The sequence below is a fragment of the Salinarimonas rosea DSM 21201 genome (genome assembly GCF_000429045.1).
Classification (GTDB): Bacteria; Pseudomonadota; Alphaproteobacteria; order Rhizobiales; family Beijerinckiaceae; genus Salinarimonas; species Salinarimonas rosea.
In genome coordinates, this window is the sequence record NZ_AUBC01000001.1 from 416,334 (window position 1) to 439,175 (window position 22,842).

Consider the following 22,842-nt stretch of genomic DNA (forward strand, 5'->3'; position numbering starts at 1 on the left):
CATCGCCGGAGGACGAGGGGCGGATGGGCGCACATCTCTACGAGGAGATCCGCGGGGGCACCGCGGATCCGCAAAAGCTCTTCATCGAGACGCCGGCGGGCCGGCGGATCACCTATGCCGAGGCCTTCGACGAGGCGGGGCGCTTCGCCAACGCGCTGCGGGCGCTCGGCGTGCGGGAGGGCGACCGGGTCGCGGTGCAGGTCGAGAAGAGCCCGGAGGTGATCCTCCTGCTGCTCGGCTGCCTGCGCGCGGGCGCGGTCTTCCTGCCGCTCAACACCGCCTACACGCCGGCCGAGCTCGCCTACTTCATCGAGGACGCCGAGCCCGCGCTGTTCGTCTGCGACCCGAAGGGGCGCGAGGCGCTCGCGCCGCTCGCCGCCGCGCGCGGCGTGGGCGCGGTCGAGACGCTCGACGCCGAGGGCGCAGGCTCGCTGCGCGATGCGGCCGACGCGGCCTCGCCCGCCTTCGCGGACGCGCAGCGCGGGGCGGACGATCTCGCCGCGATCCTCTACACGTCGGGAACGACCGGGCGCTCGAAGGGCGCGATGTTGACCCACGAGAACCTCGCCTCCAACGGCCGGACGCTGAAGGAGATCTGGCGGTTCGGGGCGGACGACGTGCTGCTCCACGCGCTGCCGACCTTCCACACCCACGGCCTGTTCACGGCGACCAACACGATCCTGCTCGCGGGCGCATCCATGCTCTTCCTGCCGCGCTTCGACGCCGACGAGGTCATGCGCCTCATGCCGCGGGCGAGCGCGATGATGGGCGTGCCGACCTTCTACGTGCGCCTCCTCCAGCATCCGGGGCTGACGCGGGAGGCGACGGCGCACATGCGCCTGTTCGTCTCCGGCTCGGCGCCGCTGCTGGCCGAGACGCACCAGGCCTTCTCGGCGCGGACCGGCCACGCGATCCTCGAGCGCTACGGCATGACCGAGACCAACATGAACACGTCGAACCCCTACGACGGGGATCGCGTGCCGGGCACCGTCGGCTTCCCGCTGCCCGGCGTGGATCTGCGGGTCGTCGACCCGGAGAGCGGCACGCGCCTGCCGGACGGCGAGATCGGCATGATCGAGGTGCGCGGGCCCAACGTCTTCGTCGGCTACTGGCGCAATCCCGAGAAGACGAAGGCCGAGTTCCGCGAGGACGGGTTCTTCGTCACGGGCGACCTCGGGAAGATCGACGATCGCGGCTACGTCCACATCGTCGGGCGCGGCAAGGACCTCGTCATCACGGGCGGCTACAACGTCTACCCCAAGGAGGTCGAGAGCGAGATCGACGCGCTCGAGGGCGTGGTCGAGAGCGCGGTCTTCGGCGTGCCGCATCCGGATTTCGGCGAGGGCGTCACGGCGGTGGTGGTGGCGGAGCCGGGCGCGGCGGTGAACGAGGCGGGCGTGCTCGCCGCCCTCGCCGACCGGCTCGCGCGCTACAAGCAGCCCAAGCGCGTCCTCCTCGTGGCGGAACTGCCGCGCAACACGATGGGCAAGGTGCAGAAGGCGGCGCTGAGGGAGCGCTACGCCGACCTGTACGAAAGCTGAGCCGGCATCCATGCGAAGACGCCCCCCGCGCCGGGCGCGGAGGGCGTCGAACGAGAGCCGATCGGTCGAGAACCGCTCAGGCGGCGTTGGCCTCGAGCGTGCGCGGCGCCTTGTCGGCGGACGCGATCGGGACGAGGCGCGGCTTCTTCGACTCGGGGATCTCGCGCACGAGGTCGATGTGCAGGAGCCCGTTCTCGAGGCTCGCGCCCGTCACCTGCACGCCGTCGGCGAGCTGGAAGCGGCGCTCGAAGGCGCGCGCGGCGATACCCTGGTGCAGGAACTGGGTCGAACGCTCGTCCTCGGCCTTCTTGCCGCGGACGGAGAGCGTGTGCTCCTTCACCTCGATGGCGAGGTCGTCCTCGGTGAAGCCGGCGACCGCGACGCTGATGCGGTAGGCGTTCTCGGCGCTGCGCTCGATGTTGTAGGGCGGGTAGCCCTGAGCGCCGTCGACGCCGGCGAGCTGGTCGAGCGTGGAGAACAGCCGGTCGAAGCCGACCGTGTTGCGATAGAGCGGGGAGAGATCGAAGTGACGCATGGCATATCCTTTCGCTGAAGCGACATGCGAGTCTGTTCGGATCGGTCCGCCGCGAGGGGCCGGACCGGGTCGACGTGCCGCCGTCTGGCCGGCACGCTCACGAGATGGGAAGCGCGGGCGCGGCGCGCAAGAGGGGGCGCCGCGCCCGTGCGGTGCTCCTCAGGCCGCCTGGACGGGCGGGCGCACCTCCGGCGGGATCGGGCAGGAATAGGGCGTGCGCGCCATCCGCGCCGCGTGCGCGGCGGCGGCCTCGCGGCGCAGGCCCTCGTCGCGCATGAGCAGGCGGGCGAGGCCCGCCATCGCCTTGGCGGCGTGGGCCATGCCCTTGTGCGCCGCCGGCGCCTTGCCCTGGGCGGTCATCTGCCAGGTGTGCAGCGGCGTGCCGATGGCGCAGGTGGCGACGCGCGCCTGGACGGTCGGCACCGCCCAGCTGACGTCGCCGACGTCCGTCGAGCCCATGCCGCCGAGGAAGGGGCGCTCGAGCGGCAGCACGAAGTCGCACAGGGGCGCCTCGTTCTCCGCGTCCGTCACCAGCGCAGGATCGCGCCCCATGTCGCGCCAGGCGGCGGCGATATCGCCGGGCGAGAGGGTGCGGCGGATCTCGGCGGCGAAGGCGCGGTCGGCGGCGTCGAAGGGTACCGGCCCGAGCCCGTCGAGGACGCGCTGCAGCGCCTCCTCCAGCGGCCTGTTGCCGACCAGGTTCGACACCGCCGAGTGCACCCGGCTCTCCACACGCGTGCCGGTCATCAGCGCCGCGCCGTCGGCGATGGCGCGCACTCGCTCGACGAGATCGGCGAGGCCGGCGAGGTCGCGCGCGCGGATCAGCTGGCGCACCGTGGCGCGCGCGGGCACGACGTTGGGCGCCGTGCCGCCGGCGTCGAGATAGGCGTAGTGGACGCGCGCCTCGTCGGGCATGTGCTCGCGCAGGTAGTTGACGCCGACGTTCATCAGCTCCACCGCATCGAGCGCGCTGCGGCCGAGCTCGGGCGCGCCGGCGGCGTGCGCCGCCTTGCCGTGGAAGGTGAAGTCGATGCGCGTGTTGGCGAGCGACCGCGCCGGGTCGACCCCGGTGTGCGAGTAGGGATGCCAGGAGATGGCGGCGTCGACGTCGGCGAAGAGCCCGTCGCGGACCATGTAGGTCTTGGCGGCACCACCCTCCTCGGCCGGGCAGCCGTAGTAGCGCACGCGGCCGGGGATGCCCTCGGCCTCCAGCCAGTCGCGCACGGCGGTGGCGGCGAGGATGGCGGCGGAGCCCAGCAGGTTGTGGCCGCAGCCGTGGCCGTGGCCGCCCTCCTCGACGGGGGTGTGCGCGGCGACGCCCGCCTGCTGGCTGAGCGCCGGCAGTGCGTCGTACTCGCCGAGGATGGCGATCACCGGCCCGCCTTCGCCCCACTCGCCGACGACGGCCGTGGGAATGCCGGCTGCGTTCTCGGTGACCCGGAAGCCCTGGGCGCGCAGCATCGCCGTGTGCTCGGCCACCGCCCGGCGCTCGGTGTAGGCGATCTCGGGCGCGTCGAAGATGCGGTCGGCGAGGCCCTCGAAGTCCTCGCGCTTGGCATCCACGAGATCCCAGACCGGATCGATGTTGCGCGTGTCCATGCTCGCTCTCCTCGGGCGTTCGGTGTTTCGGGCGCGATGCCCGGATATGCGAGGGGGTGTCGCGCGCGCCGGCGCGCCCGGTCAAGCGTCATGGGCGCGAGGACGGTATCCGCGCCCGCCCACCGGCCGCGCCGGCCCGGGAGGAGCGCACAACTCCCACCCCGTCGGGGCGGGGACGATCCGCGCAGCGGATCAGGGGCGGGGTCCCCCGGCTCCACGTCGGCGGTGGTTTCGGCTCCGCCGAAGCGCGCCTGCCGGCGCACCCCCTCCGTCTCGTCGGCTTCGCCGCCGATCCACCTCCCCCGATGGGGGAGGAGCCCGCGCCATCAACGCAGGTCGAAGCGCACGGGGACGGTGAGGGTGACGGCGCCCTCGGGCGGGGCAGGGGCGGGGGAGGCGCGACGGACCATGGCGACCGCCGCCTCGTCGAGAGCGGATGCGCCGCTCGAGCGGGCGACGCGGGCGCTCGTCACGCTGCCGCGCGCGTCGAGGCCGAAGGTGACGTGCACGACGCCCTCGATCCGCTGCGCCCGGGCGGCGGCCGGGTAGCGCTTGTGCCGCTCGAGGTGGGCGAGGAGGCGCGCCTGCCAGCGGGCGCGCTCCGCCGGCCCGGCGGAGGACGCGCGGGCGGGCTCCGGCGCCGCCGCATGTTCCCGGGTCTGCGCCGCACGGGCGGCGGCGCGGGCCGAATCGAACGTGTCGCGGCCGGGACTCGCCGCGGGCGGGGCGGCGCGCGTGGCACGGGGGCGCTGGGGAGGCGGCAGATCGGTGGGTCTCGGCGGAGGCAGCACGAATGGGGGAGCCGCCGCCTCGATCATCGGCGCCGTGACGGGGGCCGGCTCCGGCTCTGTGGCGGCTTCGGGGACGGGCTCGGGCGGCTGCTCCGGCGGAGCCAGCGCTTCCGGCGCGGGGTCCTCCGGCGCGGGGTCCTCCCGGGCAGGCTCGTCCGGGGGAGGCGCCGGCGCGGGTGCGGCTTCGTCGGCGGTCGCCTCGGGCGCGGGCGGCTCCTCCTCGGCGGCATCGGCCAGCGGTGCGCTCGGCAGCGCCGCGATCTCGACGGCGAGGAAGCCGTCCGGCGCGGCGGCGGGCTCCGGCGGCGGGACCTGCGGCAGCAGCGCGAGGCCGAGCGCCGCGTGCGCCGCCCCGGCGAGACCCGCCGCGGCGAGCCAGGCGGCGAGCCGCGCCGCCCCCCGGCGGCCGCTCATGGCCGATCGGCCCCGACTCCGTCGGCCGGGACGGTCTCAAGCCCGGCCAGCGCGACGCGCAGGTATCCGGCGGCGCGCAGGTCGTCGAGGAGATCCATCAGCGCCCGGTAGGGGAGGCCCTGGTCGGCGCGCAGGAAGACGCGCGCCTCGCGGTCGCCCGCGGTCGCGGCGTCGAGCGCGGTCGCGAGATCCGCGCGCGCGATCGCCGTCTCGCCGAGCGACAGCGCCCTCTCCGCATCGAGCGTGAGCACGATCGGCTCCGTCGGCGCCGGTTGCGCCGCCGCCGTCGAGGCCGGGAGGTCGACCGGCACGGAGACCGTCGCCAGCGGCGCGGCGATCATGAAGACGATGAGGAGGACGAGGATCACGTCGATGAAGGGCGTGACGTTGATCTCGGCGAGCGCGTCGTCCGCGTCGTCCTCGCCACCGTCCGGGCGCATCGCGAAGGCCATGGGCGCCGCCTCATTCCGCCGCGAGGCGCAGGCCCGGCGCCGCCGCACGCGCCGCGTCGAGATCGCGGCTGAGCTGCCGGGCGAGCCGGGCCGAGACGTCGCCGAGGAGGCCGCGATAGCCGGCGAGGCCGCGGGCGAAGAGGTTGTAGAGGATCGCCGCCGGGATGGCCGCGACGAGGCCGATGCCGGTGGCGAGCAGCGCCTCGGCGATGCCCGGCGCGACCACGGCGAGGTTCGTGGTCTGCGTCGCCGCGATGCCGATGAACGAGTTCATGATCCCCCACACCGTGCCGAACAGGCCGAGAAAGGGTGCGGCGGAGGCGGTGATGGCGAGGAGGCCCGTGCCCGCCGCGAGCCGGCGTCCCGCCGCCTTCTCGATGCGCGCGAGGCGGATCGCGGCACGCTCGCGCACGCCCGCGGGATCGCGACGGGGGCCGAGCGCCTCGCTCTCGCGCCATTCCTCGCCGAGGGCGCGCACCAGCGTGGCGGGGGCACCGCCGCGGCCGGCGAAGGCACGCTGCGCCTCCTCGAGGGAGGTCACGTCGTCGAGGAGCCGCAGCGCCCGGCGGGCGCGGACGCGTGCGCCGGCCAGCTCGAGACCCTTCACCAGCGCGATCGTCCAGACCAGGACGGAGGCCGCGACGAGGCCGACCATCACCGCCTGCACCACGATGTCGGCGGCGAGGAACATCCCCCACGGCGAGAGGTCGTGCGCGGCGCCCGCCGCGACGGGCGAAGCGAGCGGCGTCTCGACCGGTGCTTCCACGGGCGTCATGGCAGGGCGAGCCTCTCGCGCAGGGACTCGAAGGCGGCGAGCTGGGCGGGCTCGAGCTCCCGGTCCGGCCCGCGCCGCACGAAGATCTTGAACATCGACGCGCCCGACTCGTCGAAGAACTGCATCGAGCAGGAGCGCCGGCCGTGGAAGCGCCGGTCGACGAGGTAGATCGCCCGGCAGGCGTCGGCGCGGATGTGCCCGCCGATGGGGCTGTCGCCGTGGATGTTGAACCACCCGCGGCCGATCGAGCCGGGCGGCAGGCGCCCGACCACCTCGAGCACGACGCTCGGCCCGTGCATCAGGAAGAGCACCTCGCCCCAGGTGGTCGCCGCCGCCCAGACCTCGCCGAAGCGCGCGCCGGGGACGAAGAGGCGCTCGCCCGCGGGGAGCGCCTCGACGACGGTGCGCAAGGGCGCGCCGTGGGCCCGCGCCACGTCCTCCAGCACGCCGTCGGGCCTCTCGGCGAGGCTCGCGCGGATCGCCGCGAGGAGGCCGGGGTCGACGGCGGCGGGCGCGTCCATCACGCCACCTTCGCCGAAGAGGACGCCGTTGCGGGCGCGTCCTCGCCGAGCACGCTCTCGAAGCCCTCGAACTCGGGATGGCCGAGGTAGAGCCCCTTGTTCTGGCCCGCGTTGCGGTGCGAGTCGCGGAACTGCTCCGAGCGCGTCCAGGCCTCGAAGCTCGCCCGGTCGGTCCAGACCGTGTGCGAGGCGTAGAGCGTGTGGTCCTCGCGCTCCGGGCCCTTCAGCAGATGGAAGCCGACGAAGCCCGCCATCTCGTCGAGCCGGGTCTTGCGGCTCGACCAGACGGTCTCGAAATCGCTCTCGCGGCCCTTCGCGACCTTGAAGCGGTTCATGGCGACGAACATGGTCTGTCTCTCCTGTGATCTGTTCTGGTGGTCCGCCGGGCTCACATCCCGAGCCGCGCCTGGAAGCCGATCTTGGCGACGAAGCCCGGGCTGTCCGCACCGTCGCGGAAGCGCCGGTAGCGCACGTCCCCGACGTTCTCGAGCCGCACGTAGGCGCGCGCGTCCGGCGTGATGTCGTACGAGCCGTAGAGGTCGACGAGGGTATAGTCGTCGCTCTTCAGGCTCGCCGCGGTCAAGGGCAGCCGGTCCTGGGCGGCGACGAAGGTGACGCGTCCCCCGAAGGTCAGCTTCTCGTCGAGGAAGCGCAGGCCCGCCCCGAGCGCCAGCCGGTCGGGGTAGACCGAGGTCAGCGGGTCGTCGGTGACGCGGTTGTCGCCGCGCGTCGTCCCGCCCGACACGCTCGCGAACCAGCGCCGCGCGTCGTAGGTCAGGTCCAGCTCCGCGCCGGTGAGGCGGGCGCGGGAGATATTGTCGTAGCGGAAGGTCGCGTCGGCGCAGGCGTTGCGCACGCGCGGGTCGCCGCAGGGCGCGCCCGGATCGGAGTAGATGCTCTCGATGTAGTCGTCGACGTCGGTGCGGAACACCGAGACCTTGCCGCGCAGGCGGTCGCCCTCGAGGAACAGGTCGTCGAAGGACAGGTTGAGGCCCGCCTCGATCGTCTTGCCGATTTCCGGGCGCAGGTTCGGGTTCGGCCGGAACGAGAACGCGGCCGGGAAGGGGTGCACGCCCGCGATCAGCGTCTCGGTGACGGAGGGCGCGCGGTAGCCCTCGGCATAGGTGCCGTAGACCTGCAGCCCCTCGATCGGGCGGATGCCGATCGTCAGCTTCGGCGAGATGCGGCTGCCGTCGGAGGAGACGGTGCCGCCGGACAGCTGGTAGGCGTCGAAGCGCGCCGCCCCGATCAGGTCGACGATGCCCCAGGTGGCCTGGCTCTGCAGGAAGCCGCCCCACACCGTGCGCTCGCCCGAGGGCGTGAACAGGTCGGCGGAGCCCAGCGGATCGGCGACCGTCACCTCGTCGCGGAAGGCGTCCCAGCCATAGGTGAGCGCGAGGCCGACCGGTCCGGCATCGAAGCGCGAGGTGTTGTGGACGTCCGCGCCGATCGTGTGGATCTCGAAGGAGCGCCGGCTCCCGAGGGCGGGCGCCGTGCCGGAGACCTGCCGCTGGTCCGTCTGCGTGCGCGTCGACCAGGCGGAGACGTCGAGGTCGACGAGGCGGTTCGCCGGGTCGTTCCAGCCCCAGCGCGCGACGAAGGTCTCGGTGGTCACCTCGTTGTCCCGCCGCGGCTCGCGGGCGGTGCCGAGCCCGTTGGCGAAGTCGAAGCGCTGGAGCTGGGCCGAGAGCTCGACGCGGTGGAAGGGCGCGGGATCGAGCACGACCTTGCCGATCCCCGAGACGATCTCCTGGCCGCTGTCGGCGACTCGCGTGCCGTCGCCGGTCTCGTAGTCGTCGGCGTCGCGCAGGCTGAGGCCCACGAGCGCGCCGAAGGCCTCGACGGGCCGCATCGCGGCGATGCCCGAGCCGAGGATGCCGGTCTGGCGCCCCATCAGGAAGGTCGTGTCGAGGGTGAGCGAGAGCCGCTCGCCGGGGGCGAGGACGTCGTCGGGGTCGACGGTCTGGAAGGAGACCACGCCGCCGATCGCGCCCGAGCCGTAGACGTTGGCGACGGGCCCGCGGGTCACGTCGACGAGGCGCACGAAGGCGGGATCGAGGAAGAAGGCGCCGTCGGCGTTGTGGCCGGAGCGCTGGAAGTTCTGCCGCGCGCCGTCCACCGTCACCGCGACCCGGCCGAAGTCCTGCAGGCCGCGGATGTTCACCGCCGTGGCGGGATCGTTCGCGTTCTCCTGCGTGGCGACGTTCGGCAGCGCGTCGAGCACCGTGCCGATGCGCTGCACGGCGCGCGTCCGGATCTCCTCGCGCGTCACCACGCTCGCGCCGGCCATCGCCTCGACGGCACGGGTCTCGTCCTTCGTGGCCGTCACCGTCACGGCGTCGAGCAGGATGCCCTCCTGCGCCGCCGCGGCCCCGATGCCCAGCGCCAGAGCGCCGAGCGATACCGCTCCCAGAAACAGCTTACGCATCGCCATCCACCTTGCCTGTCGTCTGTTCACGATGGCTGGCGGGCCCCGCGGCGCGTGCCGCGGAAAGGGGCTGGCTGGCTGTGCGCTCGATTTCTCACGCGAACGCTTGACGTCGTCTATGCGAGACGGCACACAGCGTCAATCGGAAACTTGAAAATATCCTCTTTCGAGCGATTCGAAGGAGGAACGACTTGACGAACACTCGAAAGGCTCGAGTAGATGAATTCCAAGGAAGAGCCGAACATTGCCGCGCAGGACGCGCGCGCACCCGGGGCGCCGCCCGTCGTCGACGTGCGCGCGCTCGTCGGGGAGGGGCGCGAGGCGATCATCCGCCACAACGGCGAGAGCTACCGCCTGCGCATCACCGCCGCCAACAAGCTGATCCTCACCAAGTGACCACACGCGGGACCGCCGACATGCTGCGCATCATCGTCCTCCTCGCGGGGCTGCCCCTCGCGGGCCTCCTCCTCGCCGCCCCGCTGCCGGCCGCCGCGGCCGAGCGCATCGTCGCGGCCGGCGGCGTCGTCACCGAGATCCTCTACGCGCTGGGCGTCGAGGACCGGATCGTCGGCGTCGACACGACGAGCGTGCACCCGCCGCAGGCGCTCGCGGACAACCCCGACGTCGGCTACGTCCGGGCGCTCTCCGCGGAGGGCGTGCTCTCGCTCGCGCCCGACCGGGTGATCGCCACCGACGCCGCCGGGCCCGCGGCGGCGCTCGACCTCGTCCGGCAGGCGGGCGTGCCGATCGACGTCGTCGGCGAGGAGCCGACCCGGGCGGGCGTCACCGGGCGCATCCGCACGATCGGCGCGCTCGTGGGCGCGGAGGCGCGGGCCGAGGCGCTCGCCGCGGAGGTCGAAGCGGACTTCGCGGCGTTGGCGGAGGCGCGCGCGCGGCTCGACGGCGCGCAGGTGCGCGTATTGTTCGTGCTCTCGCTCCAGAACGGGCGGGCGATGGTCGGCGGGGCGGGGACCTCGGCGGACGCGATCATCGCGCTCGCCGGCGGGGTCAACGCGGTGCCGGAGGTCGCCGGCTACAAGCCCGTCACCGACGAGGCGATCATCGCGGCGGCGCCCGACGTCGTGCTCTCGATCGCCCGCGGCGACCACGCGCTCGACCCCGACGAGGTCTTCGCGATGCCGGCCTTCGCGCTGACGCCGGCCTCCGAGGGGCGTCGGCTCGTGTCGATGGACGGGCTCGCGCTGCTCGGCTTCGGGCCGCGCGCGCCGCAGGCGGCGGCCGCGCTGATGCGTGCGCTCCATCCGCGAGCCGAGATCCCGCCGATCGGCGCTGCCGAGGCGACGCGATGAGCGCCGGCGTCGCCGGGGCCGGGGCCGTGCCGTCGCGAACGCAAGCGGATGCGCTCGCCGCGCGGCGGCGGCGGGCGCGGCTCGGGCTCGTCGCGCTCGCGGTCCTCGTCGGCGCGCTCTCGATCCTCGCGCTCGGGGCGGGGGCGGTGGTGATCCCGCCGGGGCGCGTCGTCGCGATCGTGTGGGACGCGGCGACCGGCGCCGGGAGCGGGGCGGCGCGCGACGCGCTCGTCGTCACCGGCATCCGCCTGCCGCGCCTCCTGATGGGGCTCCTCGTCGGCGCGGCGCTCGCAGTGGCGGGGGCGCTGATGCAGGGGCTCTTCCGCAACCCCCTCGCGGATCCGGGCCTCGTCGGCGTCTCGTCGGGCGCGGGGCTGGCGGCGGGGATCACGATCGTCCTCGGCGAGCGGCTGCTGCCGGCGGCGCTCGGCGTCGACCCGTTCGCGCTCCTGCCGATCGGCGCCTTCCTCGGCGGCCTCGCCTCGACGCTCGTGCTCTACGCCATCGCCACGCGCAACGGCCGCACCTCGATCGCGACGATGCTGCTCGCCGGCATCGCGCTCGGCGCGCTGGCGGGGGCGGCGAGCGGCTTCCTCGCGTATCTCAGCGACGATCGGCAGCTGCGCGACCTCACCTTCTGGTCGCTCGGCTCGCTGGGCGGCGCGACCTGGAGCAAGCTCGCCGTCGTCGCCCCGATCCTGCTCGTCACCCTCGCGGCGACGCCGATCCTGGCGCGGGCGCTCAATGCGCTGGTGCTCGGGGAGGCGGAAGCCTACCACCTCGGCGTGGCGGTGGAACGGGCCAAGGCGGCGATCGTCGTGCTGGTCGCCGCCGCCGTCGGCGCCAGCGTGGCGGCGGCGGGCGTGATCGGCTTCGTCGGCATCGTGGTGCCGCATCTCCTGCGCCTCGCCATCGGGCCGGACCACCGGGTGCTGCTCCCGGCCTCGGCGCTGCTCGGCGCGGCGCTCCTCGTCGGCGCGGACATCGTGGCGCGCACCGTGGTGGCGCCGGCGGAGCTGCCGATCGGCATCGTCACCGCGGCGATCGGCGCACCGTTCTTCCTGTGGCTGCTCCTTCGCAAGCGAGGGCTCTTCCCGTGACCGCGCTGATCGAGGCGGAGGGCGTCGCCTACGGCGTCTCCGGCCGCACCCTCGTCCACCCCACCGACGTGACGCTCGCGCCGGGCGAGACCCTCGTCGTCGTCGGGCCGAACGGCGCCGGCAAGTCGACCCTGCTCAAGCTCCTCACCGGCGAGCTCGCGCCGAGTGCCGGACGGGTGCGCTACGGCGGGGAGGACGTTCGCGCCCTGCCGGCCTGGCGGCTCGCGGCGATGCGCGCGGTGATGGCGCAGTCGGAGACGATGGCGTTCCCGTTCACGGTGGCGGAGCTCGTCGGCATCGGCCTCGACGGCGCCGCCGGCGGGGTGCGCGGCGGCGCCCGCGACGCGCGCATCCTCGCCGCGCTCGCGCGCGCGGACATCGTCCACCTCGCCGCGCGCGACGTGCAGACGCTGTCGGGCGGCGAGCGCCAGCGGGCGCAGTTCGCCCGCGCGCTCGCCCAGCTCGACGCCGGGCGCGCGGCGATGCGCGGCGGGATGCGCGCGGCCGGTGGCGGGCAGGTGCTGTTCCTCGACGAGCCGGTCTCGAGCCTCGACCTCGGCCACCAGATCGCGCTGCTCGAGGCGGCGCGCGCCCTCGCCGAGGAGGGGCTCGGCGTCGTCGCCGTGCTGCACGACCTCAACCTCGCCGCGCTCTACGCCGACCGGATCGTCGCGCTCGCCGGGGGGCGGGTCGTCGCCGCGGGCCGCCCGGAGGCGGTCGTCGACGCCGCGCTCCTGCGCGACGTGTTCGCCGTTCCCCTGCCGGTCCACCGCCGCGCCGGGGGCGGCGCGCCGTTCGTGCTGCCGGAGCGGCCGCGTCCCGCCTGACGTGGCGCCCGCTCAGGCGAGGCCGCGGCGGGCCTGCGGGATGGACGACGCCAGCGCCCCCCGCCCGCCCGGGCCCTGGACGGCGACGCTCGCCGCCCCGATCGCCTCCGCGAGGATCCGCTCGGGCGCGGCACCGGCGAGCCAGGCGTGGACGAGGCCCGCGTTGAAGGCGTCGCCCGCGCCGGTCGTATCGACGACCGGGACCGCGCGAGCCGAGGCGTGGCGGCGGACCGCGCCGGCCGCGAGGAGCGCACCGTCGGGGCCCGCCTTGAGCGCCACGAGGGGGAAGCGCGCCGCGAGGACGTCGAGGGCGGCGGGGGCGCTCGTCTCGCCGGTGATGGCGAGCGCCTCCTCGAGGTTCGGCAGGAACACGTCGACGCCGTCGCAGGCCTCGATCAGGCCGGGCGCGCGGATCAGCGCGTCGTCCCAGCTCGGGTCGAGGGAGACGGTGAGGCCGTGCTCGCGGGCGCGCGAAACGAGGTCGGGGATCTCGGCCAGCGTGGCGTACTCGGCGATGTGCAGGTGCACGGCCTCGCCCCAGGCGAGCGCCCGCTCCAGCGTCGCGGGACGGGCGCGGCCGGCGCGCCGCGTCAGGAAGGCGCGCTCCTCGCGTGCGGCGATGGCGACGGTGACCTGCGGGCCGGCGTCCCTCGCCCGGTCGAGGAAGCGCAGGTCGACGCCGCTCGCGCCGAGCTCGTCGTCGAGCCCCGCCGAGAGCCGGTCGAGGCCGAGCCGCGCCACGAGCGCGGTCGCCCGCCCCAGCGCCGCGAGATGGGCGGCCGCGATGTAGGCGCCCCCGCCCGCCACGATCGCGAGATCGCGGGCGTAGACCTCCCGGCCGAGCGCCGGGAACGCGTCGAGATCCGTGAAGACGAGATCGCAGTAGATCCGCCCCACGCTGAGGACCGCACCGGTCCGCCGGTCGCGCTGGCTCATGCGTGCTCCGCTGCGCGGCCCAGCGCCTGTTCGCTCGCGGCGTCGAAGAGGTGGAGCGCGCGGGTGCGCGCGAGCGCCGTCGCGGGGGCGCCGACGGGCGGTGCGGCGCGGTCGGCCGCGAGCGCGATCACCGGCCCGCCGCTCGTGTCGAGGTGGACGTGCGTCTCCGGCCCGAGCGGCTCGACGGCGGTGACGGTGCCGGTGACGGTCAGCACGTCCGGGTCCGCGCCGGCGCCAGCGTCGGTGCAGACGAGGTCCTGCGGCCGCACGCCCACGAGGAGCCGCGCGACGCCCGCGGCGGACGCCGGAGCGCGGATCGGCGCCGCCGCGCCCTCGACGACGAGCCCGTCGGGGCCGTGGGACGCCGGGAGCAGGTTCATGGCCGGCGTGCCGATGAAGCGGGCGGTGAAGACGTCGGCGGGAGCGTCGTAGAGGTCGCTCGGCGTGCCGATCTGCAGGATGCGCCCGTCGCGCATCACCACGATGCGATCGGCCATCGTCATCGCCTCGACCTGGTCGTGCGTGACGTAGACTGTCGTGGCGCCGATGCGCTGGTGGAGGCGCTTGATCTCGATGCGCATCTGGTTGCGCAGCTGCGCGTCGAGGTTCGAGAGCGGCTCGTCGAAGAGGAAGGCGGACGGGTTGCGCACCATGGCGCGGCCGATGGCGACGCGCTGGCGCTGGCCGCCCGACAGCGCCGCCGGGCGCCGGTCGAGCAGGTCCTCCAGCCCGAGGATGCGCGCCGCCTCGTCGACGCGCGCGGCCTTCTTCTCCTTGGGCAGTCCCGACGTGTAGAGGCCGAAGGCGATGTTCTCGCGCACCGTCAGGTGCGGGTAGATGGCGTAGTTCTGGAACACCATGGCGACGTTGCGGCGCTTGGGCTCGTGGTGGTTCACGACGACGCCGCCGATCCTGAGCGTGCCGGCGGAGACGTCCTCCAGCCCCGCGATCATGCGCAAGGTCGTCGACTTGCCGCAGCCCGACGGCCCGACGAGGGCGACGAACTCGCCGTCGGCGATGGCGAGGTCGAGGCCGTGGACGACGGTCGCCGACCCGAAGCGCTTGACGATGTTCTCGAGCTCGATCGTCGCCATCTCACCTCACCTCCATCAGGGCCGCGAAGGCCCGCGTGCGGTCCGCCGCCGCATCCCGCTCGCGCGCCGCGCGCGCCGCCGCCCGGGCGGCGAGCCCGTCCGCCGCGACGCGGTAGGTACCGAGCGCCTCCTTCATGGCGGCGGGCGCGGGCCCGCCGAACCGGTCGCGCACGGCCACGAAATGCTCCGGCGAGACCGTCTGCGCGAAAGCCGCCTCGTCGAGTGCCGTCTCGCGCCCCGTCGCCCGCCGGAACGCGTCCGCGAAGGGCGCCCAGCCGTTCCGTGCCAGATCGCCGCCCGCCGCGACAACCGCCTTCGCCGTCGTCGCCGCGATCTCGTGCGCCTCGCGGAAGGAGAGGCCTTCGCGGCGCACCAGGGTATCGGCGAGCTCGGTGATGGTGATGCAGGAGCGCGCGATGTTGGCCGCGACGCGCGCCGGGTCGATGCTCACCTGCGCCACGAGCGCGGCGAGGAGGTCGAGGGCGCGCTCGGCCACCGCGAAGGCCTGGTAGCCCATCTCCTGGGTCTCGCCCTCCGAGTCGTTCATGTCGGTGAAGGGCGTGTTGTGCATCACGTCGCGCATCGCCCGCGCCCGGCCCACCACCTGGCTCGCGAGATGGCGCAGGTGCTCGATCGGCACGGGATTGCGCTTCTGCGGCATGATCGAGGAGATCTGGACGAGGGCGTTGGGCACGTAGAGCTGCCCCACCTCGAAGCTCGACCAGACCTGGAAGTCCTGGATCGGCCGGCCGAGATGCAGGAACACGAGCTCCAGCGCCGAGAACGTCGCCGTCTGGTAGTCCACCGCCGCGATGCAGGAATAGGAGTTCCGAAGCGGCGCCGCGAAGCCGAGGAGCTGCGCCACGCGCCCGCGGTCGACGGGAAAGCCGGAGGTCGTGATCGCGGCGGCACCCATGGGGCACAGGTCGACGATGCCGCGCGCCTCCTCGAGCCGCGCGATGTCGCGCAGGAGCACCTCGATCACGGCGGCGAGGTAGTGGCCGAAGGTCGTCGGCTGCGCCGGCTGGCCGTGGGTGTAGGCGACGATGATCGTGTCGCGCTCGCGGGTCGCAGCATCGAGGAGCGCCTCGAGCAGCGCGCGGGCGCGGGCGAGAATGCCGTCGAGGCGCGCCTTGAGGGCGAGCTTGAAGAGCGTGTGGTCGATGTCGTTGCGCGAGCGCGCGGTGTGCAGCCGTCCGCCGAGGTCCGGGCCGACCCGGGCCTTGAGCTCCCGCTCCACCAGGAAGAAGTAGTCCTCCACCTCGCCGGTATAGGTCAGCGTCGCCGGGTCGATCTCGCGCGCGATCGCCGCGAGCGCGCGGGCGATGGCGCCGGCCTCCGCGCGTGTCAGGATGCCGGTCTCGGCCAGCATCACGCAATGCGCCTCGTCGACGGCCCTGAAGCCCTCGACGTGGGAGGTCTTCGCGGCGTCGAACAGCGGCGCAAGCACCGTGCGGGCGTAGACCGGATCGGGGAAGACGCTCGCGTCGCGCGCCTGCGGGGTCAGGGTCTCGTTCATCCCTTCAGCCCCGCCAGCATGACGCCGCGCACGATGTAGCGCTGCAGGGCGATGAACACGAGGAGCGTCGGGATGGTGGCGAGCGCGGCGCCCGTCATGATCATCTCCCATTGGATCGACTGCTCGACGGCGAAGCTCGAGAGCCCGACGGGGAGCGTGTAGAGCTCGCGGCTCGTCACCGAGATCAGCGGCCAGAAGAACGCCGTCCAGTTGCCGAGGAAGGTGAAGATCGCCAGCGCCGAGAGGGCCGGCGTGACGAGCGGCATCGCCACCTTCCACCAGATCTGGAACTCGTTGAGCCCGTCGATGCGCGCCGCCTCGAGGAAGTCGTCCGGCACGCCCTCGAAGAACTGCTTCATCAGGAAGGTGCCGAAGGCCGTCATCATGCCCGGGAACATGATGCCCCAGTAGGTGTCGAGCCAGCCGAGCTGGCTCGCCATCAGGTACCAGGGGATGACGAGCATCTCGGTGGGGATCATCAGGGTCGAGAGGATGGCGATGAAGACGATCATCCGGCCGCGGAAGCGGAACTTCGCCAGCGTGTAGCCCACCAGGCTGTCGAAGAACAGGTTCGACAGGGTGACGGCGACGGCGACCAGCGTGGAGTTCAGGAACCAGCGCAGGAAGCGTCCGTCGGAGAGCACCTCGACGTAGTTCGCGAGCGTCGGGCTCGCCGGGATCAGCCGCAGGTCGTAGACCTGGCCGGCGGTCTTCAGCGAGGTCGAGAACATGAAGAGCAGCGGCGTCACCATGACGACGCCGCCGATGAAGAGCAGCGTCCAGGCGACGATGCGGCCCGGCCGCAGCGGGCGCCGGCCGGCGGGCGCGTCGAGGCTCTCGGCGGGGGCGATCATGTCCTCTCCCTCAGGATCCAGAGCTGCAGGAGCGAGACCACGAGGAGGATCGAGAAGAGCACCACGGTCTGCGCCGCGGCGTAGCCCATCTCGTAGGACGAGAAGGCGCTCTGATAGATCATCAGCACGAGCGGCTTCGTCGAGCCGAGCGGCCCGCCGGGATCGTTCGTGGTCATGTTGTAGACCTGGTCGAAGATCCGCAGGAATCCGATCGAGGAGAGCACGACGAGGAAGACCGTCGTGGGCTTCAGCAGCGGCAGCGTGATCTTGCGCAGGATGGCGAGCTCGCCCAGCCCGTCGATGCGGGCGGCCTCGTAGTAGGTGCCGGGAATGGCGCGCAGGCCCGCCATGAAGATGATGATCTGGAAGCCGAGCCCGGCCCAGATCGCGGTGACCATGATCGCCGGGAGCGCCTGCTCGGTCGAGCGCAGGAAGGGCTGGGCGGGAATGCCGAAGGTCGCGAGGAAGCCGTTGATCGCCCCGATCGGCGGGGGCTGGTAGAACCAGCGCCAGACCCAGGCCATCGCGGCGGCCGTGGTGAGGAAGGGCAGGAAGTAGAGCGCCCGGATCAGCCCGTGCATGAAGCGCACGCGGTCGAGATAGTAGGCGATGACGAAGGCGATGACGATGCTCGTCGGCGTGCCGATCAGCAGGTAGGCGAAGGTGTTGTTGAAGACCTGCCAGAACTGCGGGTCGGAGACGAGCCGCGCGTAGTTCTCGAGCCCGACGAAGCGGGCCGGGCGCAGCAGGTTCCAGTCCGTCAGCGACAGCCAGAAGGCGTCGAGCGTGGGGTAGAAGCGGATGCCCGCGTAGAACAGGATCGGCAGGGCGAGGAAGCCCCACGCCCAGACGACCTGCTTCTGGCTCATCGAGAGGCGGTGCCAGCCCCGGGGCGGCGCCTCGGGGCTGGTCGGCGAGGGGAGGGGGGCCGTCGTGACGACGCCCGGCTCGCTCGTTCGTGCCGAGATCCGCGCCATGATCGACCTCCCTTCCCCGGCCCGCGCGCTCAGTTACGCGCGTCGATCAGCGCCTGCTCGTCGCGCGCCGCCTGCTCGAGCGCGGCCTCCGGGGACTGGCCCTGGAGCAGGATGCGGTTCGTGGCGTCGATGATCAGCTGGCGCTGGGCCGCCTCGTCGACGAACAGCGTGGTGTGGGCGTACTCGAGCCCGCGCAGGAACGGCCCGTAGATCGGGTCGGCGAGGTTCGCCTCGGTGAGCGCCACCTCGCGCCGCGCCGGCAGCTCGCCCACCGTCTCGAGCCAGACCTCCATCGCCTCCTCCGAGGTGATGTAGGCCAGGAACTTCTCCGCCGCCTCGAGCTCCTCGCCCTCGGCGGACGCGCCGATGCCGTTGGCGAAGTAGCTCGAGTAGTTCGAGCGGGTGCCGTCCGGACCGGCGGGCAGCTCCGCCACGCCCCATTCGAAGCTCTCGATGGAGCGGAAGGCGCCGAGCCGGAACGTGCCGTCGATGGTCATGGCGGCGAGGCCCGCGCGGAAGGCGGCCTGGCCCTCGTCCATGAATCCGGCGGCGCCGACGCCCTTCTCGAGCTGGAGGTCCGTGTACCACTCGAGCGCGGCACGTCCGGCCTCGCTGTCGTAGGTCACGGTACGGTAGTCGTCGGTGTAGGGCTCCCCGCCGAACTGGCGCACGAGCACCTCGCGCCACCAATGGTGATCCTGCCCCGCCATGTCGAGCGTGGTCCCGGCCGAGATCATGTTGCCGGCGCCGTCGCGCTTCGTCGTCGCCTCGGCGGCGGCGACCCACTCGTCGAGGGTCGTCGGCGGGCTCTCGGGATCGAGGCCGGCCTCCTCGAAGAGGTCCTTGTTGTAGAAGAGCGCCAGCGAGCGCACGGCGGTCGGCAGGCCCCAGTACTCGCCCTCGCGCTTCATGGCGGTGACGATCGGGAAGAAGTCCTCCTCGATCTGCGCGTGGGGGAACGCCTCCTGGGACAGCGGCTGCAGGATGCCGCCGTCGACGAAGTTGTCCGTCCAGCCGTAGAAGAGCTGCACGACGTCCGGTCCGCGCCCGGCCGCGTGGGCGGCGACGACGCGGGTCTGGTAGTCGGCGTAGGGGAAGGTGACGTGCTTCACCGTGACGCCGGGATTGGCCGCCTCGAAGTTCTCGATGAGCTGGTCCATCGCCTTGACGCGCGCGTCGAACACGTACTGCCAGTACTCGATCTCGACCGCCTGGGCCGCGTTGGCGGCGAAGAGGCCGACGCCGGCGAGGAGGCCGGCCTTCAACAGGGTGGTGCGCATCTCGTCCCTCCGCGTGGACCGGCTCCGGCCGCATGGGCCCGCCGGGCTTCCCTCGTTCATGGTCGAGCGCGGCCGTGAGCCCGCTCGGATGCCAGGATCACAAGCCGGCTCGGCTCCTGTCAATAAAATAATCCACTTGAGTTATTCGGTGGCCTGGCGGATGCTGGCCGGCAAGGAGCGTCGCGATGAGAGGCAGGCCGCAGGGCGGGAACCGGGTTGCGATCGGCAGCAATCCCGAGCGCAACCGCAGCCACAATCGCCGGGTCGTGCTCGACGTCGTGCGCGTGCACGGCCCCGTCGGTCGCACGCGCATCGCCGAGCTCGCGCGCCTGACACCGCAGGCGGTGGCGAACATCGTCGAGGAGCTCGTCGCCGAGCGCTTCCTCGTCGAGGCCGGGCGCCTGCGCCGCGGGCGCGGCCAGCCGCCGATCCAGTTCGCCGTCAACCCGGACGGCCCGGTGACGATCGGCGTCGAGATCGCCGCCGACCACGTCACCACCGTCGCGCTCGACCTCGCCGGCGGCCTGCGCGGGCAGCGGGTGACGCCGCTCGCAGACACGATTCCGGACGTCGTCCTGCCGCTGCTCGTGGCGGAGATCGCGGCGCTCGAGGCGGCGCTCGCCGATGCCGACGGGGCGGGCGAGATCGCGATCCTCGGCGTCGGCGTGGTGATGCCGGGCCCCTTCGAGATCGAGGGCATGTCCTCCGTCGGGCCGACCACGCTCGCGGGGTGGGACGGGATCGCGCCGGCGAAGGCGCTGGCGGACGCGATCGGCCGCCCCGTCGTGGTCGAGAACGACGCGACCGCGGCCGCGGTGGGCGAGCGGCTGTTCGGCGCGGGGCGGCATCTGCAGACGTTCTGCCAGCTCTATTTCGGTGCCGGCCTCGGGCTCGGCATCATGCACGAGGGGCGGCCCTACCGCGGCGCCTTCGGCAACGCGGGCGAGATCGGGCACGCGGTCGTGGCTCCGGGCGGACGACCCTGCCAGTGCGGGCAGCGCGGCTGCCTCGAGCAGTACGCCTCGCTCCAGGCCCTGCGCGAGCGCCTCGCCGCCGTCGGCATCGCGGCGCCCGATCCGGCGGCGCTGGCGCGGCTCCACGCCGCCGGCGACCCGACCCTCGGCGCCTGGATCTCGGAGGCGGCGGCGCATCTCGCGCCGATGATCGCGACCCTCGAGAACATCCTCGACCCCGAGACGATCGTCGTCGGGGGCGCGCTGCCCGATGCCCTCACCGACGCGCTGATCGCCGCGCTCGATCCGCTGCCGGTGTCGGTGGCGAGCCGCCGGGTGCGTGCGCTGCCGCGGGTCGTGCGCGGGCAGACCGGGCGCCTCACCGCCGCGCTCGGCGCCGCCTCGCTGCCGGTCTTCGACACGCTGACGCCCAAGCTCGACACCGCCAGCGCCGGTGTGCCCCTGCCGTCCCCCACCCCGCCGCCGCTCACGCCTCCACCGGAAGAAGGCCGCCTCCAGCCATGACGAGCGCATACGAACCGGGCGCCCGCGAGCGCCTCGCGCGCGACCGCGCCGATCCCGCGATCCTGCGCCTGCACCGCCGCCTGTCGCGGCTCGGCTCGGTCGCGTCGCTCATGAACACCGGCGCGCATCCCGACGACGAGCAGTCCGGCCTCCTCGCCTTCCTGCGCTACGGGCTCGGCATGCGCATCGCGATCGCCTGCTCGACCCGGGGCGAAGGCGGGCAGAACGCGCTCGGGCCCGAGCGCGTCGGCGCGCTCGGCGTGCTGCGCACCCGCGAGATGGAGGAGGCGGCCCGCGAGCTGGACGCCGACGTGGTCTGGCTCGGCCACGGGCCGGGCGACCCGGTCCACGATTTCGGCTTCTCGAAGAACGGCGAGGACACGCTCGCGCGCTGGGGCGAGGAGCGGATCGTGGAGCGGCTGGTGCGCGCCTACCGGCAATGGCGCCCCGACATCGTGCTGCCCACCTTCCTCGACGTGCCGGGCCAGCACGGCCATCACCGCGCCATGACCCGCGCGGCGCTCGCCGCGATCCCCCTCGCCGCCGACGCGGACGCCTATCCCGAGCACGCCCTCGAGGGGCTCGCACCTTGGCGCGTGGCCAAGGCCTATCTCCCCGCCTGGTCCGGCGGCGGGGACACCTACGACGACGAGACGCCCCCGCCCGCCGAGACGCTCGCGATCGCGATCCCCGGGCGCGAGCCGATCAGCGGCGCCGACTACGACCGGATCGGGGAATACTCCCGCTTCTACCACGCGAGCCAGGGCATGGGCGCCTGGCGCGAGACGCCGCGGCGCGCCTTCGCGCTGCATCTCGTCGACGGTCCCGCCGGCCCGGGAGGGCGCGAGGCGCGTGTCCTCGACGGCCTGCCGGCGACGCTCGCCGACCTCGCCCCGCTCGCCGGTTCCGACGCCGCCGCCCGCGATCTCGTCGCCGCGCAATACGCCGTGGATGCGGCGCGCGCCGCCTTCCCGCACCGCGGCCGGATCGTCGAGGCGCTGGCCGCGGCGGCGGACGCGCTCGATCGGGCGGGGACCGGCGCGGACGCGGGCTTTCGCGCGCTCCATTCTCATCGCCTCGTGTGCACTGCCCGCGCGCTCGACGCGGCCCTCGTCGAGGCGAGCGGGCTCGTCGTCCGCGCACGGGCCCGCCCCTCGCGCCTCGCGCCCGGAGAGGGCGGGACGCTCCTCGTCCACGTCGCGGAGCGCGGGACGGCCGGGGAGCCTTCGGTGACGGTCGAGACGCCTCCAGGCCTCGACGCCGCGCGGATGGACGACGCGGCGGACGATGCCGCCCGCTTCGCCCTCGCGGCCGCGGCGGACGCGCCGCTCTCGCCGCTCTATCCGCCGGCATGGAACGCGATCGGCGGCAACGGACCGCTCGTCCCCGTGGTGGAGGCGACGATCGGCGGGCGCCGGGCGCGCGTGCGGCTCGATCTCGACGCCCCGTTCGCCATCGGCCCGGCAGCCTCGGTCGCGCTCTCGCCGGACGCCGTCGTCGCGCCGCTCGGCGCTCCCCGGCGCGCCTGGACCCTCGCGGCGGAAGGCCCCGAGATCGCGCTCGATGCGCCCGGCGGCTTTCGCGTGTCGGGCGGTGAGGGGCGGCTGCGGATCGAGGCCACGGGCGATCTCGCGCCCGGCCTCCACTTCTTCCCCGCCCGGACGCAGGCCGGCCCGGCCTGGCGGCTCGGCCCGATCCGCTACCCGCACATCGCTGCCGCGGAGCATCGTGAGCCGGCTCTGTTCCGGCTCCTGGCGCTCGACCTCGCCCTGCCCGAAGGCGCGCGGATCGGCTACGTGGGCGGCGGCGCGGACCGGGTCGGGACCTGGCTCGAGCGCATGGGGCTCGACGTGGTGGCGCTCTCCGCCGCGGATCTCGCGGGCGACCTCTCGCGCTTCGGGACGATCGTGGTGGGCATCTTCGCCTTCGGGCTGCGTCCGGACCTCGCCGCGGCGACGGCGCGGCTCCACGCCTTCGTCGAGCGCGGCGGGCATCTCGTCACGCTCTACCACCGCCCGAGCGACGGCTGGGACCCGGCGGCGACGCCGCCGCGCCGGCTCGCCATCGGCTCGCCCTCGCTGCGCTGGCGGGTGACGAACCCGGCCGCGCCCGTCACGGTGCTCGCGCCGGACCACCCGCTGCTCGCCGGCCCCAACCGCATCGACCCCGCCGACTGGGAGGGCTGGGACAAGGAGCGCGGGCTCTACTTCGCCGCCGAGCGCGACCCCGCCTACGAGCCGCTCCTCGCCATGAGCGACCCCGGCGAGGCGCCGCTCGACGGAGCGCTCGTGTCGGCGCGGATCGGGCGCGGGCGCCACACCCATACGAGCCTCGTCCTGCACCACCAGCTGGACCGGCTCGTGCCCGGCGCCTTCCGGCTGATGGCGAACCTCGTCCAGCCGGCCTCGTGA

21 protein-coding genes are annotated in these 22,842 nt (G+C 73.8%); 7 read left to right on the plus strand and 14 right to left on the minus strand.

Features of this window, described 5'->3' with window-relative positions; translation table 11 throughout:
* Nucleotides 1–23: 23 nt before the first annotated feature.
* On the plus strand, nt 24–1,541 hold the full coding sequence (locus tag G407_RS0102015) for a malonate--CoA ligase (RefSeq protein WP_029029468.1): 1,518 nt from the start codon (nt 24–26) through the stop codon (nt 1,539–1,541).
* A 76-nt stretch (nt 1,542–1,617) separates the two neighbouring features.
* Here the strand turns inward: G407_RS0102015 and G407_RS0102020 are convergent, their stop codons facing one another.
* The 8 genes from G407_RS0102020 to G407_RS25190 form a co-directional block, all read right to left on the minus strand.
* Nucleotides 1,618–2,076: an Hsp20 family protein gene (locus G407_RS0102020; RefSeq protein ID WP_029029469.1), complete on the minus strand. Its 459-nt coding sequence runs from the start codon at nt 2,074–2,076 to the stop codon at nt 1,618–1,620.
* Between the two features lie 159 nt (nt 2,077–2,235).
* The gene (locus G407_RS0102025; protein ID WP_029029470.1) at nt 2,236–3,675 is read right to left on the minus strand and encodes an amidohydrolase; all 1,440 of its coding nucleotides are present in this window, start codon (nt 3,673–3,675) and stop codon (nt 2,236–2,238) included.
* A gap of 326 nt (nt 3,676–4,001) precedes the next feature.
* Nucleotides 4,002–4,880 (minus strand): energy transducer TonB, encoded by an 879-nt coding sequence (locus G407_RS32715; protein WP_052340832.1) that lies wholly within the window; start codon nt 4,878–4,880, stop codon nt 4,002–4,004.
* Nucleotides 4,877–5,332, minus strand: coding sequence for a TonB system transport protein ExbD (exbD, locus tag G407_RS0102035; RefSeq protein WP_210163055.1), 456 nt, complete (start codon nt 5,330–5,332; stop codon nt 4,877–4,879). Before exbD ends, G407_RS32715 begins: the two co-directional genes overlap by 4 nt.
* 10 nt (nt 5,333–5,342) lie before the next feature.
* On the minus strand, nt 5,343–6,107 hold the full coding sequence (gene exbB / locus G407_RS25185; protein ID WP_043538631.1) for a tonB-system energizer ExbB: 765 nt from the start codon (nt 6,105–6,107) through the stop codon (nt 5,343–5,345).
* A complete protein-coding gene (gene hutX, locus G407_RS0102045) occupies nt 6,104–6,628 on the minus strand; it encodes a heme utilization cystosolic carrier protein HutX (protein WP_029029472.1) in 525 nt (174 codons plus the stop codon). Before hutX ends, exbB begins: the two co-directional genes overlap by 4 nt.
* Entirely contained in the window at nt 6,628–6,975 is a 348-nt protein-coding gene (hmuQ, locus tag G407_RS0102050; protein WP_029029473.1) for a heme-degrading protein HmuQ, read from the minus strand. The genes hutX and hmuQ overlap by 1 nt, the downstream gene beginning before the upstream one ends.
* A gap of 41 nt (nt 6,976–7,016) precedes the next feature.
* On the minus strand, nt 7,017–9,056 hold the full coding sequence (locus tag G407_RS25190) for a TonB-dependent hemoglobin/transferrin/lactoferrin family receptor (protein WP_169728754.1): 2,040 nt from the start codon (nt 9,054–9,056) through the stop codon (nt 7,017–7,019).
* Between the two features lie 219 nt (nt 9,057–9,275).
* Between G407_RS25190 and hemP the strand changes: the two genes are divergently transcribed.
* The 4 genes from hemP to G407_RS0102075 are packed head-to-tail and all read left to right on the plus strand — an operon-like array spanning nt 9,276 to nt 12,293.
* The gene (hemP, locus tag G407_RS30895) at nt 9,276–9,452 is read left to right on the plus strand and encodes a hemin uptake protein HemP (protein ID WP_084327188.1); all 177 of its coding nucleotides are present in this window, start codon (nt 9,276–9,278) and stop codon (nt 9,450–9,452) included.
* Nucleotides 9,453–9,472: 20 nt separating this feature from the next.
* A complete protein-coding gene (locus tag G407_RS25195) occupies nt 9,473–10,366 on the plus strand; it encodes a heme/hemin ABC transporter substrate-binding protein (protein ID WP_052340834.1) in 894 nt (297 codons plus the stop codon).
* On the plus strand, nt 10,363–11,466 hold the full coding sequence (locus tag G407_RS0102070; RefSeq protein WP_029029474.1) for a FecCD family ABC transporter permease: 1,104 nt from the start codon (nt 10,363–10,365) through the stop codon (nt 11,464–11,466). Before G407_RS25195 ends, G407_RS0102070 begins: the two co-directional genes overlap by 4 nt.
* Nucleotides 11,463–12,293, plus strand: coding sequence for a heme ABC transporter ATP-binding protein (locus G407_RS0102075; protein WP_029029475.1), 831 nt, complete (start codon nt 11,463–11,465; stop codon nt 12,291–12,293). The genes G407_RS0102070 and G407_RS0102075 overlap by 4 nt, the downstream gene beginning before the upstream one ends.
* Before the next feature lie 12 nt (nt 12,294–12,305).
* On the opposite strand, the gene G407_RS0102080 is transcribed toward G407_RS0102075, so the two are convergent.
* From G407_RS0102080 to G407_RS0102105, 6 genes are all read right to left on the minus strand, one after another.
* Nucleotides 12,306–13,229: a carbohydrate kinase family protein gene (locus G407_RS0102080; protein ID WP_029029476.1), complete on the minus strand. Its 924-nt coding sequence runs from the start codon at nt 13,227–13,229 to the stop codon at nt 12,306–12,308.
* A complete protein-coding gene (locus G407_RS0102085) occupies nt 13,226–14,323 on the minus strand; it encodes an ABC transporter ATP-binding protein (protein ID WP_029029477.1) in 1,098 nt (365 codons plus the stop codon). Before G407_RS0102085 ends, G407_RS0102080 begins: the two co-directional genes overlap by 4 nt.
* Before the next feature lies 1 nt (nt 14,324).
* Complete coding sequence (gene argH / locus G407_RS0102090; RefSeq protein ID WP_029029478.1) at nt 14,325–15,842, minus strand: argininosuccinate lyase; 1,518 nt, start codon at nt 15,840–15,842, stop codon at nt 14,325–14,327.
* Complete coding sequence (locus tag G407_RS0102095; RefSeq protein ID WP_029029479.1) at nt 15,839–16,696, minus strand: carbohydrate ABC transporter permease; 858 nt, start codon at nt 16,694–16,696, stop codon at nt 15,839–15,841. Before G407_RS0102095 ends, argH begins: the two co-directional genes overlap by 4 nt.
* Complete coding sequence (locus tag G407_RS0102100) at nt 16,693–17,565, minus strand: carbohydrate ABC transporter permease (RefSeq protein WP_029029480.1); 873 nt, start codon at nt 17,563–17,565, stop codon at nt 16,693–16,695. The genes G407_RS0102095 and G407_RS0102100 overlap by 4 nt, the downstream gene beginning before the upstream one ends.
* A gap of 137 nt (nt 17,566–17,702) precedes the next feature.
* Nucleotides 17,703–18,953, minus strand: a complete 1,251-nt coding sequence (locus tag G407_RS0102105; RefSeq protein WP_029029481.1) for a sugar ABC transporter substrate-binding protein — start codon at nt 18,951–18,953, stop codon at nt 17,703–17,705.
* 185 nt (nt 18,954–19,138) lie between these two features.
* Between G407_RS0102105 and G407_RS25200 the strand changes: the two genes are divergently transcribed.
* Complete coding sequence (locus G407_RS25200) at nt 19,139–20,431, plus strand: ROK family protein (RefSeq protein ID WP_052340835.1); 1,293 nt, start codon at nt 19,139–19,141, stop codon at nt 20,429–20,431.
* Nucleotides 20,428–22,842, plus strand: coding sequence for a PIG-L family deacetylase (locus G407_RS0102115; protein WP_029029482.1), 2,415 nt, complete (start codon nt 20,428–20,430; stop codon nt 22,840–22,842). Before G407_RS25200 ends, G407_RS0102115 begins: the two co-directional genes overlap by 4 nt.